The organism is Bradyrhizobium sp. C9 (assembly GCF_002532045.1).
Classification (GTDB): Bacteria; Pseudomonadota; Alphaproteobacteria; order Rhizobiales; family Xanthobacteraceae; genus Bradyrhizobium.
In genome coordinates, this window is sequence record NZ_NWTG01000022.1 from 1 (window position 1) to 15,907 (window position 15,907).

Annotated in this window: 16 protein-coding genes; 8 read left to right on the forward strand and 8 right to left on the reverse strand. The window is 65.0% G+C overall.

Features of this window, described 5'->3' with window-relative positions; translation table 11 throughout:
- Positions 1-203: 203 nt before the first annotated feature.
- Positions 204-1,481 (reverse strand): ArgE/DapE family deacylase, encoded by a 1,278-nt coding sequence (locus CO675_RS30935; protein WP_097675565.1) that lies wholly within the window; start codon positions 1,479-1,481, stop codon positions 204-206.
- Positions 1,482-1,535: 54 nt separating this feature from the next.
- The gene (locus CO675_RS30940; protein WP_375781144.1) at positions 1,536-2,228 is read right to left on the reverse strand and encodes a pyridoxamine 5'-phosphate oxidase family protein; all 693 of its coding nucleotides are present in this window, start codon (positions 2,226-2,228) and stop codon (positions 1,536-1,538) included.
- A 106-nt stretch (positions 2,229-2,334) separates the two neighbouring features.
- Here CO675_RS30940 and pdxR point away from each other — a divergent pair, with 106 nt between their 5' ends.
- The 3 genes from pdxR to CO675_RS30950 are packed head-to-tail and all read left to right on the forward strand — an operon-like array spanning position 2,335 to position 4,299.
- Complete coding sequence (gene pdxR / locus CO675_RS30945; protein WP_097675567.1) at positions 2,335-3,849, forward strand: MocR-like pyridoxine biosynthesis transcription factor PdxR; 1,515 nt, start codon at positions 2,335-2,337, stop codon at positions 3,847-3,849.
- Between the two features lie 46 nt (positions 3,850-3,895).
- Positions 3,896-4,045 carry a hypothetical protein gene (locus CO675_RS41170; protein WP_165445530.1) on the forward strand — a complete coding sequence of 50 codons (150 nt, stop codon included), beginning with the start codon at positions 3,896-3,898 and terminating at the stop codon, positions 4,043-4,045.
- An 11-nt stretch (positions 4,046-4,056) separates the two neighbouring features.
- A complete protein-coding gene (locus CO675_RS30950; protein ID WP_097675568.1) occupies positions 4,057-4,299 on the forward strand; it encodes a DUF6719 family protein in 243 nt (80 codons plus the stop codon).
- A 53-nt stretch (positions 4,300-4,352) separates the two neighbouring features.
- Here CO675_RS30950 and CO675_RS30955 read toward each other — a convergent pair whose 3' ends face one another.
- From CO675_RS30955 to CO675_RS30965, 4 genes are all read right to left on the reverse strand, one after another.
- Positions 4,353-4,748 (reverse strand): hypothetical protein, encoded by a 396-nt coding sequence (locus CO675_RS30955; RefSeq protein WP_097675569.1) that lies wholly within the window; start codon positions 4,746-4,748, stop codon positions 4,353-4,355.
- A gap of 38 nt (positions 4,749-4,786) precedes the next feature.
- On the reverse strand, positions 4,787-4,945 hold the full coding sequence (locus CO675_RS41175) for a hypothetical protein (RefSeq protein WP_198964807.1): 159 nt from the start codon (positions 4,943-4,945) through the stop codon (positions 4,787-4,789).
- A 474-nt stretch (positions 4,946-5,419) separates the two neighbouring features.
- Positions 5,420-5,674: a hypothetical protein gene (locus CO675_RS40735; RefSeq protein WP_158231335.1), complete on the reverse strand. Its 255-nt coding sequence runs from the start codon at positions 5,672-5,674 to the stop codon at positions 5,420-5,422.
- Positions 5,675-5,687: 13 nt separating this feature from the next.
- Complete coding sequence (locus tag CO675_RS30965; RefSeq protein WP_097675571.1) at positions 5,688-6,248, reverse strand: CreA family protein; 561 nt, start codon at positions 6,246-6,248, stop codon at positions 5,688-5,690.
- 223 nt (positions 6,249-6,471) lie between these two features.
- On the opposite strand from CO675_RS30965, the gene CO675_RS30970 reads away from it, so the two are divergent.
- From CO675_RS30970 to CO675_RS30985, 4 genes are all read left to right on the forward strand, one after another.
- Positions 6,472-8,187, forward strand: coding sequence for a L,D-transpeptidase (locus CO675_RS30970; protein ID WP_097675572.1), 1,716 nt, complete (start codon positions 6,472-6,474; stop codon positions 8,185-8,187).
- A gap of 85 nt (positions 8,188-8,272) precedes the next feature.
- Positions 8,273-8,839, forward strand: a complete 567-nt coding sequence (locus tag CO675_RS30975; protein WP_198964808.1) for a glutathione peroxidase — start codon at positions 8,273-8,275, stop codon at positions 8,837-8,839.
- Positions 8,840-9,002: 163 nt separating this feature from the next.
- Positions 9,003-10,001 carry a polysaccharide deacetylase family protein gene (locus tag CO675_RS30980; RefSeq protein WP_097675574.1) on the forward strand — a complete coding sequence of 333 codons (999 nt, stop codon included), beginning with the start codon at positions 9,003-9,005 and terminating at the stop codon, positions 9,999-10,001.
- A gap of 20 nt (positions 10,002-10,021) precedes the next feature.
- Positions 10,022-10,579: a dihydrofolate reductase family protein gene (locus CO675_RS30985; RefSeq protein WP_097675575.1), complete on the forward strand. Its 558-nt coding sequence runs from the start codon at positions 10,022-10,024 to the stop codon at positions 10,577-10,579.
- Positions 10,580-10,687: 108 nt separating this feature from the next.
- Here CO675_RS30985 and CO675_RS30990 read toward each other — a convergent pair whose 3' ends face one another.
- Positions 10,688-11,140, reverse strand: a complete 453-nt coding sequence (locus CO675_RS30990; protein WP_097675576.1) for a DoxX family protein — start codon at positions 11,138-11,140, stop codon at positions 10,688-10,690.
- 101 nt (positions 11,141-11,241) lie between these two features.
- On the reverse strand, positions 11,242-13,551 hold the full coding sequence (locus CO675_RS30995; protein WP_097675577.1) for an NADP-dependent malic enzyme: 2,310 nt from the start codon (positions 13,549-13,551) through the stop codon (positions 11,242-11,244).
- A 223-nt stretch (positions 13,552-13,774) separates the two neighbouring features.
- Here CO675_RS30995 and CO675_RS31000 point away from each other — a divergent pair, with 223 nt between their 5' ends.
- The gene (locus CO675_RS31000; protein ID WP_097675578.1) at positions 13,775-15,769 is read left to right on the forward strand and encodes an aq_1923 C-terminal domain; all 1,995 of its coding nucleotides are present in this window, start codon (positions 13,775-13,777) and stop codon (positions 15,767-15,769) included.
- The last annotated feature ends 138 nt before the right edge of the window (positions 15,770-15,907 follow it).

Genomic DNA, 15,907 nt, shown 5'->3' on the forward strand with positions numbered 1-15,907 from the left:
CCTCATTCTGGCACACTGATGCCGTAGGGGGCCGTCCACCCCATCAACCACAGATCTCGCTTGTTGTGCGGCTCTACCGGGGCGAGTCCCGATCACAACTTCCGCCGCGGAGTATGGGTCCCGGCCTTCGCCGGGACGACGGCGGAGTGTGTTGCGCAGTCGCGCGCAGCACTGCCATTGCAACGACGAGCTGAAAGAGCGCCCTACGCCTTCTCCACCCCGCACCATTCCGCGATGAACAGCGCGGTCGCCTTGGTCGACTTCCGCAGCGAGTCCAGCTCGACATACTCGTTGAAGCCGTGCATCGCCGCACCACTGGCGCCGAAGCAGAGACTCGGGATGTCGTAGTTCAGGCCGTAGAAGCGCGTGTCGGTCAGCGCGGTGAAGGCGCGGTCTTCCACCGCCTCGCCATAGACGACCTGGTGCGCCTTGGCGAAGGCGGCTTCCGGCGCCTCGGAGTTCACCAGCTCATAGCCTTCCGACAGGAAGCCCGACCATTCCACCTGCGGCGGATTGTTGGAGAGGAAACGGTGGTCGCGCGCCGCGGCCGACACGCAGGCCAGGATCTCCTTCTGGCATTCGGCGATCGACCAGCCCGGCAGCACCGCGATGCGGCAGTCGACATCGCACCAGGCCGGCACGCTGGACGCCCAGTCGCCACCCTTGATGATGCCCGGGTTGAAGTTGATCGGATGATTGACGTCCTTGAAATGGCGGTCGGCCTTGGCGCGCTCGTTCCAGGCGATCTCGAGCTTCTCCAGCGCATGCACCAGATGATACGCAGCCATGATCGCGTTCGAGCCGGCGCCGGCCTCGAACACATGCACCGGGAAGCCGCGCACCTTCAGGCGGAACCAGATCACGCCGACCTGTGAGCGGATCATCTTGCCGTTGGTCGGCTCCGGGATAAAGCAGGCATCGGCGCGATAGCCGCGCTGCAAGGTCGAGAGCGCGCCGACGCCGGTGCTCTCCTCCTCGATGACCGACTGGAAGTGAATCCGCGCGGTCGGCTTCAGCCCGGCTTTCTTGATCGCATCCAGCGCATAGAGCGCGGCGATGGTGCCGGACTTCATGTCGCAGGCGCCGCGGCCGTACATCCTGCCGTCCTTGATCACGGGCGAGAACGGCGGCGTCTCCCACATCTCGATCGGACCGGTCGGCACCACGTCGCAGTGGCCCTGCAGGATCAGCGATTTGCCGGCACTGGTGGCCGGGCGGTAGGTGCCGACCACCGTGCGCGCCTTGGAGAAATCATGCTCGATCGGGCCGAAGCCGCGCAGGTCCTTCAGCTCGTCGAGATTGATGTGCCAGTCGTCGACCTCATAGCCGCGCCCGCGCAGGAGATCGCCGATCATGTCCTGGCACGGCCCCTCGGCGCCGCGGGTCGAGGGGATCGCGACAAAGGCCTGCGTCGTCGCAAGCTGCGCATCGAATCCCTCGTCAACGGCAGCAAGGATCCGTTGTTGCGTCTCGGCAGTCATTTCGGCAGCTCCATGGGACATCAGAAAAGGCGGGAGCGGCAACGTAACCTGATTTCACTCCGCCGGGTATTGCGCAAAATAGGCATCCCGCAATGCATCTTCGAGCAGACGGCCTTCCGAATAGCCATCCAGCGTCGCGGGCCGCGTCACGCCGTCGAGCAGCCGCGGACACGGCTCGGGCGCGCCGAGCACGGTGCGCACCGGAATGCGCTCGGCATAGATCGGCAACTCATAATCCTCATCGTCGTCGGCGACGCCCTTGGCGCGCACCTTTGCCGAGGCCTCCTCGATCTCCATCGCGATGAACGAGGTCGCCTTGATCTCCTGCTTGTTGCTGGCGCGCAGGCTCGCGGTGCGCTCCGGAAAGAAGCGGTCGACCATCGCAACGATCGCGCGCTCCTTCTCCTCGGGGTCGGTGACGAGATAGGCCGAGCCGAACGCCATCACCGCGCGGTAGTCGGCCGAATGATTGAAGCCGCATCGCGCCAGCACCAGGCTGTCGAGATGGGCGACCGTCAGGCAGACGCGTTGGCCTTCGGACTGGTTCTCCAGCATCCGGCTCGCGCTCGAGCCGTGCCAATAGAGTTTGGTGCCCTCGCGCCAGAAGAAGGTCGGCGTGCAATAGGGCTGGCCGTCGATCACGTAGGAGACGTGGCACAGCATCGAGGCGTCCAGGATCTTGTGCACGGTGGCGTGGTCGTAGAAGCCGCGGTCATGGCGGCGCTTGACCCGGTTGCGGGACGACATGGGGTAGGACGGAGTGGACGCGCCTTCGGTCACGGCAGTGCCTTTCGAAATCTGGAATCTGTCCAGAGTTGTAGCGGCCCATTTGGTCTGCGATAGTACCAATTCCATGCGAAAAATTCCGACCAATTCCAGAGAGCCCGCGGCGCGCAAGCCTGAGCTGCCGCTCGACCTCACCGGCCCTCACGTCACACAGGGCGCGGCCTCGCAGCATCGGCTCTATCAGGCGCTGTGCCACACCATCGTCGGCGGCCTCGTCAAGCCGGGTGAGCCGCTGCCGCCGTCGCGCACGCTCGCCAAACAGACCGGCTTTCGCCGCAACGCGGTCACCACGGCCTATGAGCGGCTGATCGCCGACGGCTTCGCGGTGGCGACCACGGGCTCCGGCACCTTCGTCGCTGCACGGATTCCGGCGCAGGCCACCGCGCCGCAACGCTCAAAGATCGAGATCGAGCCGCCACAACACAACGCGCTGTCGCTCGGCTGCACCCATATCGATGACCGCGCGCTACAGCGCTTCCGCGCCTTTGCCGGCCGCCGGCTGCGCGCCTTCGGCTCCGTGCATCTGCATTACGGCGATCCCCGCGGCAGCAGCGAGTTGCGCGCCGCGATCTCAGACCATCTGCTGTCGGCGCGCGGGCTGCGCTGCGATCCCGACCAGATCATGCTGGCGTCGGGCACGCTGCATGCGCTGCGCATTGTACTCGGCGCAATCCTCAAGCCCGGCGACCAGGTCTGGTGCGAGGACCCCGGCTATCCGGCGGCGCGGCGCGCGATCGAGCATTGCGGTTATCGCCCGGTGTCGGTGCCGGTCGATGGCTCCGGCATGCGCATCGACAAGGGACGCGTATCCGCTCCGGCGGCGCGCGCCGCCTATGTCACGCCGTCGCACCAGTTTCCGCTCGGCGTGCAGATGTCGATGCCGCGCCGGCTCGAGCTGCTCGACTGGGCCAGGGACGCCGGCGCCTTCGTGTTCGAGGACGATTACGACAGCGAGTTCCGATATGACGGCGCGCCGCTGCTGTCGCTCGCCGGCATCGATCATCTGCGCCGCGTGATCTACATGGGCACGTTTGCGAAGACGCTGTTTCCGGGATTGCGGATCGGTTACTGCGCCCTGCCCGAAGCCTTGATCGGCCCGGTGTCGGCGGCGCGCGCCGCGCTCGATCGCTTTCCCGGAACCCTGATGGAAGGCGCGGTCGCCGACATGCTGAACTCCGGCGCCTTCGCCGCGAACCTGCGCAAATCGCGAAAACTCTATCGCGACGCACGCGACACGCTGGCGTCGACACTCACGAATGCATCCGAGGGCAAGCTCACCGTTCCCGTACCGTCGCAAGGCCTGCATCTCGTGGCGCGACTCGATCCTTTAACCGATCCGCTCATTGCCGCGCAGGCCAAGGCCAACGCCGGCGTCGGCGGCTGGCTGCTTGCCGAGACCTATCATCGCGCGCGCCCACTGCCCGGCTTCGTGCTGGGATTTTCCGGTCATTCGGTTCCGCAACTTGTCGCGTCAGCGGAACAATTGGCGAAGACAACGCTGGCTGCGCTTCGCGCGACGCGCAAGATATCGGTCAAGGCATCCGCCAAGCCGCAGCGCTCTAGGAGAATCGCAACCACCTGACTAAGGTCGCCCGCGTTCAGTCAGTGTCCGCCTACGGAGATACCGGATGCCCAATCGCAACGTCCTGTATCTCGTGATCGGCGCGCTGGTCGTGATCGCGGGGATGCTCGGCTACAATCTGTATCAGGCGAAGAAGCAGCCCGAAGGCCTGCAGATCAATGTCGGCCCCGACGGGGTCAAGATCCAGAACAAGTAAAGGAGGCTACGATGCCGCGCATTGGATTGGTCGCGCTAGTCGGCGCCGCAGCACTTGTCGCGATCATTCATTCCGCTTCCGCACAGACCGTCATGCGCGAGGCTGACATCGTCGACCTCCGGGTCGGTCAGCGCGTCCTGGTCGATGACGGCTCTTGCCCGGCCGGACAGATCAAGCAGGTGATCGGCGCCAGGCTGAGCCAGAACGGCGTGGTGCGGACCCAAAGCTGCGTGCCGCGCCTCGCCAAAAAATAACGCCCCGCTGTCGCGAAGCGTCTTGTCCGTCATTGCATCGGAAACACGCCCGCTCAGTTCGAGATCGGCTCGAACATGCATTGCAGAGTCGGCTTGGCGATCTTGGTGAAGGTCGGGCCAATTTCGTTCTGCTTGGACGGCGGCACCCAATCGGTCTCGATGGTCGGCACGCCGGTCTCGCTGATGCCGCGCAGCAGCGCCTGGCGCAGATCGGGGTCGTCCACCGTCGCGGCAGCATGGTCGTGCAGGCAACCGCACACCGCCTCGGGATGCGCCCACCGCCCGAGCATATGCGGCGCGCACTGGCGCACGAACTCGTCGCGCGGTTCAGGCACTCGGTACAGCGACCTGATTTGCATCGACTCGAGCGGAAGTTGGGATTGGGCCTGCGCGGAACCTACGAGGGCGAGCGATGCCAGGATCGCGGCAGAACAGATACGGAGCAACATGGGGAGCCTTTACCGGCGGTTCTTTTGTCGCGTCGCGCTCAGTTGACCTGCGCCACTACCATCGGGGCCGAGGTGACCACCGGCGAGCCGTTGTAGGAGAACGCGCCGATACCGGGCAAACCGTTGTCCGGGGTACCAGCCATCGACGAACCGGCCATCACGAAAGCGAAGGCGAGGATCAGGCTCATGGTCCGCATCTGGCAGTCTCCGTCATTCCTGTTCGGCGTCCGGCGCCGCTGTGTTGACGGATTGATAACGATCTGCGGTTTCGGGAGTTCTGCGGAACAAGCTGAAAATGGTTTCGTCGACCGGAGAATTGTTTCGTCGGCGGGCAGCCCACGAAACATTCGCCGGAAAACGCCAATGTTTTCAGTGCGAGCACGCCGCCGGTGAGCGTGTTCAACATTTCGCGCACCGAGCGCCGCCCGGCGGCTGGGAACCGCCTACGAATTATGCGTGCAAATTGAGCGGGCTACCGCGCTTTCTTAACTTTCCTCTGCTGAGACAGGAAGCAGCACAGCAAGAGCTGCGTGAACCGACCGTCGGTTCGGCCGACTCATCTGGGCGCCGTGCAACCATCTCCACGGTGGCACGTTGTCGTGATTCCCGATCCAAGCGGTTGTTGTGATCCCTGATCCAACGATTGTTGTGATCCAATCCAACGAAGGATGTCAGTCGTGGGCAATGGCAACATCGGTGTTGGCAACCAATCCGCGGCCAGCAAATCCGGCCAGCAGCAACAGATGACGGCTGCGATGCCGCAGCAGGGCGCTTATGTGATGGGCGACAATGAGTGCGCGCAGCAGAAGCTGGTCCGCCTCGTCGGCTGCCGCGATTCGAAGGTCAAGCCCGGCCTCAGTATCGGCACGAAGCAGTTCGGGCAAATCAAGCGCTAGCTCGCCCGCCGCTTCAGCCGCCTGGGCCAAGTCCCTGCTCCCACTACTGAATAAACTCGCCGCACTTTTGCACGGCAGTGGCATCGGCCGCGCCCCAGGGCATGATCGGCACCGACGACGTCGAGTTCTTCGGCGAGCCCTCGATCAGCTTGTCGGAATAGACCATGTAGACCAGCACATTGCGCTTGGCATCGCAGCCGCGCACGATCTGCATCTTCTTGAAGAACAGCGACCGCCGCTTGCTGAACATGTCGTCGCCCTGGCCGAGCTTGCCCTTGAAGCGGATCGGCCCGATCTGCCGGCAAGCCAGCGAGATATCAGAGACTTCCTCGGCAAGGCCGAGCCAGCCCTTGAAGCCGCCCTTCTCCGGCACCGTGAAGTGACAGGCGACGCCCTCAACCTCGGGGTCGTCGACGCCATAGGTTGCGAGCTTGTCGTTCGGGCTCACCCATTTGAACACCGTCGAGCGGCGAAAGATCAGGTCCGGCTCGTCGGCCGCGGTTGCGGGAACCGCCAGCCCCAAAGCCAGCAACATCAGCAGCGCCGCGGAGCCCCATCGAGACAACAGCCGCACGTCACACAAGCTCACATTTCTCGATGTCATTGAGGCCTCCGCGGGGTGGGTCCCGCCTATGTAGTGCGCAAACGCCGCACAGGAAGGCGCTGACAGTTCGGTGATCAGACCGGGCGCTTTAACCTCCTGTGAGGCTTTTTTGCTACTCTTTCGTCGAAAAATCGCCCCTCACGGAAGGGTTAGATCGCTTGCGCTGGTGAACGCGTTCGGCGTCTGCGACAACCAACAGATAGTTTGGACTGGGATTCGGAATATGCGCGCAAGCGGACGTCGGATTTCGATTTTTGATTCTGCGAATGGGCGGTTCTGGCAGTTTGCAATTCTGACGGCGGCCGGCACCGTGGCCGCCTCCTCGCAGGCCGATGCAGCCCTGTTCTATTGGAACCGTGACTCCGGCTATTACGGCGATGTCGAGCCGATGCCGCCGCAGCAGCAGCCCCGGCCGAAGCCGAAGCGCAGTACAGCCAAGAAGAATCCGGCGATCGAAAAGGAGGCCGGCCGCAAGCCGCAGGGGCCCCTGATCATCTCGGTCTCGATCGACCAGCAGCGGGTCAGCATCTACGACGCCAACGGCCTCTACGCCGAGAGCCCGGTGTCCACGGGCATGAAGGGGCATTCGACCCCGATGGGTGTCTTCAGCGTCATCCAGAAGCAGAAGTACCACCAGTCCAACATCTACAGCGGCGCGCCGATGCCGTACATGCAGCGCATCACCTGGTCGGGCATCGCCATGCACGCCGGTGTGCTGCCCGGCTATCCGGCCTCGCATGGCTGCATCCGCATGCCGATGTCGTTTGCAGTCAAGATGTACAACTGGACGCGGATGGGCGCCCGCGTGTTCGTCACGCCGGGCACGATCTCGCCGGAGAGTTTCTCGCATCCGCTGCTGGTGACGCAGAAGGTCATCCCACAGCAGCCCGTTGCCGACGACATCCTGAAGATGGATGCGCCGCTCGGCGTGAAGAGCGACAAGGGCGCGGACAAGCAATCCAGTCTCGACTTGCGCACCAGCGTCGGCCATGCCGCCGCCGCGTCGCTGCGCGACAACACCCACACCGCCGACGCCAGCGGCGCGATGCCGGCGGCGAGCGCGTCGGCGACGATGTCCGATGCGTCCTCCACCGCACGCGACGCCATTGCGGAGAAGATCGCGGCCGACAAGCCGGCCGAGACCGACCCCGCAGCTGACGACAAGACGGTCGGCGAGGTCACCGGCAGCACCGATGCGCCGAAGCCCGAGGTTTCCGCAAGCGACCCGGTGAAGGCTGAAGCCAATGCCGATGAGCTGAAGGCAGACGCCGCCAAGCCCGGCGTTGCCGAGGCGCCCAAGACGGACACATCGAAGACGGACGCGGCCAAGACCGATACGGCCAAGTCTGACGCGGCCAGCAAGGACGCCGCCAAGGCTGTGGATGCGGTCAAGCCCGCCGAGGCGGCGACTGCAGCCGACGCCAACCAGGATGCCGCCAAGGATCCCGCACGGCTGCCGGGCGTTGCCAAGATCGACATACCGAAGCGCGGCGGCCAGATCGCGGTGTTCATCAGCCGCAAGGACTCCAAGCTCTATGTGCGGCAGAACTTTGCGCCGCTGTTCGAGGTGCCGGTGACGATCGCAGCCAACGACCAGCCGCTCGGCACCCATGTGTTCACCGCGGAAGCCGACAAGACCGACGCGAACCTGCTGCGCTGGTCGGTGGTGACGCTGCCGACCCGGAGCGCCGCCCGCATCGACGTCGAGGAGCGCGCCGCGCATCGTCGCAAGGTCGCGGCCGCAGCGCCGGTCGAAGCGAAGCCGCAGCCGGCGACCAACACCCCGGCCGAGGCGCTCGACCGCATCTCGATCCCGGCCGACGCGATGGCGCGGATCAACGAAGCGCTCGGCACCGGCGGCTCGATCATCGTCTCCGACCTCGGCGTGAACCAGGGCGAGACCGGCGAAGGCACCGACTTCATCCTGCCGCTGCGCTAGGCGATCAATAACGCCTTCTTGAAAGCCTCCGCCTGCGCGCTGGACTATGATCCCGACGAACATCTGTTCCGGGGACGAGACCAAGATGGACCGCAGGACACTGATCGTGGCGGCGTTGGCTGCGGCCGCAGGATCGGGTGCGCTGCACGCGCAGCAGCCCGCGATGAGCCGGATCACGGCCTATGCCTTCTCATTTCCGGCACTGTCCGGCGGCGACATTCGGCTTGCCGACTATGCCGGCCATCCCCTGATGATCGTGAACACGGCCTCGCTCTGCGGCTTCACGCCGCAATATGCCGGCCTGCAGCAATTGTGGACCGAATTCCGCGACCGCGGCTTTGTCATCATCGGCGTGCCGTCGAATGATTTCGGCGCCCAGGAGCCCGGCGGACCGACCGAGATCGCCGAGACCGCGCAGCATCAATACGGCGTCACCTTCCCGATCGCGGCGAAAGCCGTGGTCAAGGGCGCAAACGCGCATCCGTTCTACCGTTGGGCGGCGGAGGCACGGCCCAAGGACGTGCCGCGCTGGAATTTCCACAAATACCTGATCGGCCGCGACGGCTATATCGCCGACGTCTTCCCTGAGTCGGTGGCGCCGGACGACACCCGCATCAGGACCGGAATCGCACGGGCCTTGGCGGCGGCCTAAGAGGCTGAGGTAATCCACGGAATTAACTGGGATTTCGGACTCAGCCCCGCCACGTTCATTGCCTTGGCGTCGCCACTGTGACTAGGGTACGATCGGTCGGGGGTGAAGCGGCCTTGGTTGCGGCAGTGCCGGCACCGGGAGCGCGATCAGCAGGGAACACGCCATGCGCATTGCGGCAGGTCTGATTTTCGCAGGGACCGTATCGTTGCTCGCGTCGAGCGCAGCCTGGTCGCAGACGCCGCCCGCCAAGGGCGCCGCCGCGGCGCCGGCGGCAGCACCAGCGGCCGCAGCCCCGGCGCCTGCCGCAGCTGCACCGGCGCCCGCCGCAGCGGCCGCCCAAGTGCCGCCGAAGCAAGCGCCGCAGCCGGCACGCGCCGCCTGCAACAACCCGAACGCGCTCGGCGTCGCCCGCACCGTCGAGATCGACACCACCGGTGGCCCCGGCTTCGGCTTCGAGCATTTCAAGCAGCTCGACTTCCTGCGCGATCATGAAGTGGTGCTGACCTTCGACGACGGTCCGTGGCCGGCCAACACGCCGGCGGTGCTCAAGGCGCTCGCGGACGAATGCACCACGGGCATCTTCTTTCCGATCGGCAAGCACGCCACCTATCACCCCGAAATCCTGCGCCAGGTCTATGCCGCCGGCCACACCGTCGGCTCGCACACCTGGTCGCACGAGAACCTGAACAACAAGAAGCTGACCGAGGATCAGAAGAAGGACGAGATCGAGCGCGGTCTGGCTGCGGTCAAATGGGCGCTCGAGACGTCACCCTCGCCGTTCTTCCGCTTCCCGGCGCTGCAGCATCCGCCGGAGATGGTCACCTATCTCGGCAACCGCAACATCGCGATCTTCTCCTGCGACCTCGACTCCTTCGACTTCAAGTCGAAGAACTCGCAACAGGTGATCGACACTGTGATGAAGAAGCTCGCCAAGCTCGGCAAGGGCATCATCCTGATGCACGACTTCCAGAAGCACACCGCGGAAGCCTTGCCGACGCTGCTGACGCAGCTCAAGGCCGGCGGCTACAAGGTGGTGGCGATGCGCGCGAAATTCCCGGCGACCGTGCTGCCGCAATACGAGCAGGAACTCGCCAAGGACGTCAAGCTGCCGACCGTGAGCTCGCGGCCGGTGAACAGCGTCGTCACGACCGTCGATCAGTAAACGCACCGGCGATATTTCTAGTGTCTGGGTTGCGTATCGAGGGTTTCGTCATCGTCTCCGCCGATGGCCGGTTGGCGAACGCGCGCAACGTGATGCCTGACGATCTCAAGATCGAGGGCGACAAGCGGTTCTTCACCGCAGCCCTCGACCGCGCCGATCTCGTGGTGCATGGCCGGCACTCCCAGGAAGAACAGCCGAACGCACCGAAACGGCGCCGCCTGATCCTGACCGGCAAGGTCGCGGCGATCGCACCCGACCCGGACAATCCGAAGGCGCTGTTATGGAATCCCGCCGGCTGCCCGTTCGAGACCGCGAGCCGCGAGGCCGGCGTGACCTCGGGCATGGTCGCGATCATCGGCGGCCCCGGCGTGTTCGGCATGTTCATGGACCGCTACGACACGTTCTGGCTCTCGGTCGCACCAAAGGTGCGCATCCCCGACGGCGAGCCGTGCTTTCCCGGCGTCCCTGCCCGCACCCCGCAGCAGGTGCTGTCGGCGCACGGCCTTCATGCCGACGCGCCGCAACTGATCGATGCCGCGCAGGATGTCAGCGTCACGCCGTGGCGGCGGGTGAGTTGAAGATTGATCGTCGTTCGTAGGGCGGGTTAGCCGAAGGCGTAACCCGCCTGCTCCACTTGCCCGATGCGAAAATCGGCGGATTGCGCTTCGCTAGTCCGCCCTACGCAGCTACACATCCCCATACGCCGGGTCGTCGCGGCGCGGGCCGCGGCCGTAGCCGGCGATGATGAACAGCGCGCCGATCAGCGACAGGTTCTTCAGCGCATCGATCAGGGTCTTGGCGTTGTCGGGTGCCGGCTGATTCCAGAAATCATGGAAATAGAAAGTCGTGAAGCACACGAAGATGATCAGCAGGATCGCGAAGAACCGTGCCAGCACGTTCACCGCGATCATCAGTCCAGCGATGATCTCGAAACCACCGACCACGATCGCCAACAGCTGCATGAACGGCATGCCGACGAAGGTCTCGATCTGCTGCGTATAGGGCGCTGCGATGGCCGGGATCGTCACCTTCGCCGTGAGCAGATCCGCCGTTGCCTGGATGCCGAACAGCTTGCTCGCCCCCGAATAGAGGAATAGCACGGCGAACAGAATCCGTCCGAAGGTGATGAACGCTGGCATGGGTCGGCCTCACTGGATGGCAGAAATCGGACGAAGCAGGCAGAGCGAGTATGGCCGCCCCGCCTGCTTCGATCAAATCGAATCCGTCCGACGTCGCTCGCTCACCCGAACAGCGTCGGCTGCGCGCGGCCGGCGCGCTCCTGGGCCTCGACAGCGGCAACCGCGGTCATGTTGAGGATGCCGCGCGCCGTCACACCGGGGGTGAGGATATGCGCCGGACGCGCCGGACCGATCAGGATCGGCCCCACCGGCAGCGCGTTGGCCAGCGACTTGATCATCTGGTAGGCGATGTTGGCGGCGTCGAGGTTCGGCATGATCAGGATGTTGGCCTCGCCTTCCAGCCGCGATTGCGGCAGCACCATGCGCCGGGCAACGGCCGACAACGCGGTGTCGCCCTGCATTTCGCCGTCGGCCTCGATCTCCGGATGCTTGTCCTTCAGAAGCTGGGTGGCCCGCCGCATCTTGCGCGAGGAGTCCGTATCATAGCTGCCGAAGTCGGAATGTGACACGAAGGCGACCTTCGGCTTGAAGGCAAAGCGCTGGACGTGGATCGCCGCGAGCGAAGCGACTTCCGCCAGTTCCTCCGCACTCGGGTTCGGCCGCACCTGGGTGTCGGCGAGGAAATGGGCGCCGGTGGAGGTGATCATCAGCGCCAGCGCGGCGTAGTCGCTGACCCCCGGCAGGAAGCCGATGATCTCGCGAACATGACGCAGATGGCTCATGTAGCGACCCTCGACGCCGCACAGCATGGCGTCGGCCTCGCCGCGCGATACCGCGAGCGCTGCGATCACCGTGTTGTTGGTGCGGACCACCGTCCGCGCGCCTTCGGGCGTCACACCGCGCCGGCCGGCGACGTCGATGTAGGACTGCACATAGGAGCGGTAGCGCGGATCGTCCTCAGGATTGACCAGGTCGAAGTCGCGGCCGGCCTTGATCGACAGGCCGAAGCGCTTGATCCTGGTCTCGACCACGGACGGACGGCCGACCAGGATCGGCCGCGCCAGCTTTTCCTCGAGCACCACCTGGGTCGCGCGCAGCACGCGCTCGTCCTCGCCCTCGGCGTAGATCACGCGCACCGGCTGGGTCTTCGCCTTGGCGAACACCGGCTTCATGGTGAGGCCGGAGCGGAACGCGAAGCGTTCGAGGCTCGCGGCATATTCGTCGAAGTTGGCGATCGGTCGGGTCGCGACGCCGGACTCGATTGCGGCCTTGGCGACGGCCGGTGCGATGCGCAGGATCAGCCGCGGATCGAACGGGCTCGGGATCAGCGAGCCCGGGCCGAAGCCCTGCGTTTCGCCGGTCTCGAATCCATGGGCCACCGCATCCGACGGCGGATCGCGCGCAAGCTGCGCGATGGCATCGACCGCGGCATGCTTCATCGCCTCGTTGATCGCGGTGGCGCCGACGTCGAGCGCGCCGCGGAAGATGAAGGGGAAGCACAGCACGTTGTTGACCTGGTTCGGATAGTCCGACCGGCCGGTGCAGATCATCGCGTCGGGACGCGCCGCGCGCGCCTCTTCCGGCATGATCTCCGGCACCGGATTGGCAAGCGCCATCACCAGCGGCTTGTCGCCCATCTGCTTGACCATCTCGGGCTTCAGCACGCCCGGCGCCGACAGCCCGATGAAGATGTCCGCGCCGGGAATGACGTCGGCGAGCACGCGCGCATCGGTCTTCTGGGTGTAGACCGCCTTCCAGCGGTCCATTGTGGTGTTGCGCCCTTCATAGACCACACCGTCGATGTCGCAGACGAAGATGTTCTTGCGCTGCGCGCCCATCGAGACCAGGAGGTTGAGGGTCGCGATCGCGGCGGCGCCCGCTCCCGAGCAGACGATCTTCACGTCGGACAGTTGCTTGCCGTTCAGCAGCAACCCGTTGACGATCGCGGCCGCAACGATGATGGCGGTGCCATGCTGGTCGTCGTGGAACACCGGGATCTTCATGCGCTCCTTGAGCTGGGTCTCGATCTCGAAGCACTCCGGCCCGCGGATGTCCTCCAGATTGATGCCGCCAAAGGTCGGCTCCAGCGCAGCGACGGTCTCCACCACGCGCTCGATGGTGTTGGCGTTGATCTCGATGTCGAACACGTCGATGCCGGCGAATTTCTTGAACAGCACCGCCTTGCCTTCCATGACGGGCTTGGAGGCCAGCGGGCCGATATTGCCGAGCCCGAGCACGGCCGTGCCGTTCGAGACCACCGCCACCAGATTGGCGCGGGCGGTCAGCGTGGCCGCCTCGGCGGGATTATTAGCGATCTCGGTGCAGGCGGCGGCGACGCCCGGCGAATAGGCCAGCGCCAGGTCGCGCTGGTTGGCGAGCGGCTTGATCGCCTGGATCTCGAGCTTGCCGGGCCGCGGCAGCCGGTGATAGGCGAGCGCGGCGTTATGGAGTTCTTCAGACGATGACGACATGCGTGCTTCCCGCGTTTCCGGCCCAAATTTCTTGTTTCTGTGCTAATCCAGGCAAAAGTCAGTTGTCCGGCAAATCGAGCCGGATGTGAAGCATGTCCCGCCGCTTGGATGCAACATCGGATACTATCCCCGTCAACAGGCCCGGGCGGGCCCGTTCATCGATGCTGCACCTTCCGACCGCCGATTGGCAATTTCTTTCCCTGGATGATCCGGAGTTGACCGAATGAAGAAAATCCTGCTCGGCCTGGTCGCCGTCGCAGTGCTCGCGGCCGGCGGCTACTTCGGTTTGGACTTCTATGCCCAGCGCCGGGTCACGCGCGACGTCGAGGCCGCCTTCGAGCAGGTCCGTGCCGCCGGAGCCAAGGCGAGCCACGGCAAGATCGCGTTCGACACCAGGAGCCGCACCCTGACGATTTCGGATATTGCCGCCGAGTCGGGGACGCAATCCCCGGTCAGCGTCAAGATCGCCAGCCTCACCATGACGGGCCTCGGTCAACCCGACGCGGGCCGGATCTCCGCAGACAATATCGCATTCAATGATGTCGAGATCGGCGTGACGGGGGGGCCGACCGCAACGACCGCCTCCTTGACCTACAAGGCGCCGCGGATCACGGTGAAGGACTATTCCGGTCCGGCCGGCCTGCCCCAGCTTCCGGCCTCGTCGTCGATCTTCGAGCTGTACCGGTTCGCGTTCACCCAGCTCGCGAGCATCAACGCCTCGTCGGTGACCGCGCCCACCTTGACCGGAACGATGATCTTCGGCGCCGCCGCACATGCCGGTGACGGCGCCGGCGGCGAGTTCGCCTATTCGGGCGTTGCCATCGAAAACATGAAGAACGGAAAGATCGGCACCAACAAGATCGACAAGGTTGCGTTCACGATCAACTCGCAGGCGGCGGGCAAGGCGCTCAAGACGACCGGCGATGTTGCGAACATGGTCGCGACCGATATCGACGTCGGCGCGATGGCGGCGATATTCGATCCGGCCAAGGCCAACGACGACCGGGACTACCGGGTTCAGGGCCACGTTTCAGTTGGTCCTTACACTTTCACCACCGCGCCTGGGCTGAACATGCGGATCGATGGCATGACCATCGACGACGTCAGGATCAACCCGGCAAAGATGCAACTGCCGGCGCTGCTGGCGATGGTCCCGCCACCGGGCAGTCCGCCGCCGTCTCCAGCCCAGGCGCGCGAACTGCTGGAGAAAGTCGCCGGCATCTATTCGGGCGCCGGCATCGGAAATGCCGAGTTGCACGGGCTCTCGGTCGAGACGCCGAAAGGCCCGCTCAAGCTTGCCTCGATGCGGTTCAATTTCGAACACGGCAAGATCGGCGAGCTAGCGGTCGAGGGACTTGATGGCAATGCCCAGAACGGCCCCTTCAAGGTCGGACGTTTCGCGCTGAAGTCCCTCGATGTCGCGAGCCTCATGCGGCTGTCGGCGCAGTTCGCCGCGCAGAAGCCGTCACCTGAACAGGCGCTGGCGCTGTTGCCGATGATCGAGGGCGTCGAGGTCAAGGGTGTCACCTCGCCCTACAAGGCCACCGGCAAGCCGGTCAACATCGACGTCCTCAGCCTCGACTGGGGCCAGTTCGTCGGATCGATCCCGAGCAAGCTGAGGCTGGTCGCGAAGATGGCGGCGCCGCTGGATGCGACCGATCCGCGGCAACAGGCACTCGTCGCCGCCGGGATCGACCGGATGGCCGTCGATGCCGATGTCGGCGCTGCCTGGACCGAGACGTCACGCGCGTTCGCGCTGGAGCCGGTCAAGCTCGACATGGCGGGCCTCCTCAATGCGTCGGCGAAGATCACGCTCGGCAATGTGCCGCGCGAGGCCTTCTCGACCAGCGCCGCGGAATCCCTGGGCGCGGCCGCGCAGATCGAGGCCGGCGCGATCGAGCTGACCGTCCACGACCTCGGCGTCATCGATCTCGCCATCGCTCAGTACGCGCGCACCCAGAATGTCAGCCGCGACGAGGCGCGCAACGCCGTCCTCAGCAGCATCAAGGCGCAGGGCGAAGCGATGAGCGGAGGCAGTGCCGATGTCACGGCTCTGGTCACCGCCATCAGCCAGTTCATCGAGACGCCGGGACAGACGCTGGTCATCAAGCTGACCCCACGCGCGAAAGCGCCGGCGCTTCAGCTGATGCAATTGCTCAAGACCGATCCGCCATCGGCGCTGGCGCAATTCCGGATCGAGGCCTCGACCGGGTTGTGAGGTCTGCTCGCCTGTTCTTTTCCCTCTCCCCGTTCTTACGGGGAGAGGGTCAGGGTGAGGGGCTGCTTCCGCAAAAATGCTTGCGAAAGGGACTCGCGTAGGCTCCCCTTACCCGGATCGCGTCTTTGATGCGATCCG

Coding starts and splice junctions, on each gene's coding strand:
- CO675_RS30935 (WP_097675565.1), bottom strand. CDS start 1,481: ATGACTGCCGAGACGCAACAACGGATCCTTGCTGCCGTTGACGAGGGA.
- CO675_RS30940 (WP_375781144.1), bottom strand. CDS start 2,228: ATGTCGTCCCGCAACCGGGTCAAGCGCCGCCATGACCGCGGCTTCTAC.
- pdxR (WP_097675567.1), top strand. CDS start 2,335: ATGCGAAAAATTCCGACCAATTCCAGAGAGCCCGCGGCGCGCAAGCCT.
- CO675_RS41170 (WP_165445530.1), top strand. CDS start 3,896: ATGCCCAATCGCAACGTCCTGTATCTCGTGATCGGCGCGCTGGTCGTG.
- CO675_RS30950 (WP_097675568.1), top strand. CDS start 4,057: ATGCCGCGCATTGGATTGGTCGCGCTAGTCGGCGCCGCAGCACTTGTC.
- CO675_RS30955 (WP_097675569.1), bottom strand. CDS start 4,748: ATGTTGCTCCGTATCTGTTCTGCCGCGATCCTGGCATCGCTCGCCCTC.
- CO675_RS41175 (WP_198964807.1), bottom strand. CDS start 4,945: ATGCGGACCATGAGCCTGATCCTCGCCTTCGCTTTCGTGATGGCCGGT.
- CO675_RS30965 (WP_097675571.1), bottom strand. CDS start 6,248: ATGACATCGAGAAATGTGAGCTTGTGTGACGTGCGGCTGTTGTCTCGA.
- CO675_RS30970 (WP_097675572.1), top strand. CDS start 6,472: ATGCGCGCAAGCGGACGTCGGATTTCGATTTTTGATTCTGCGAATGGG.
- CO675_RS30975 (WP_198964808.1), top strand. CDS start 8,273: ATGGACCGCAGGACACTGATCGTGGCGGCGTTGGCTGCGGCCGCAGGA.
- CO675_RS30980 (WP_097675574.1), top strand. CDS start 9,003: ATGCGCATTGCGGCAGGTCTGATTTTCGCAGGGACCGTATCGTTGCTC.
- CO675_RS30990 (WP_097675576.1), bottom strand. CDS start 11,140: ATGCCAGCGTTCATCACCTTCGGACGGATTCTGTTCGCCGTGCTATTC.
- CO675_RS30995 (WP_097675577.1), bottom strand. CDS start 13,551: ATGTCGTCATCGTCTGAAGAACTCCATAACGCCGCGCTCGCCTATCAC.
- CO675_RS31000 (WP_097675578.1), top strand. CDS start 13,775: ATGAAGAAAATCCTGCTCGGCCTGGTCGCCGTCGCAGTGCTCGCGGCC.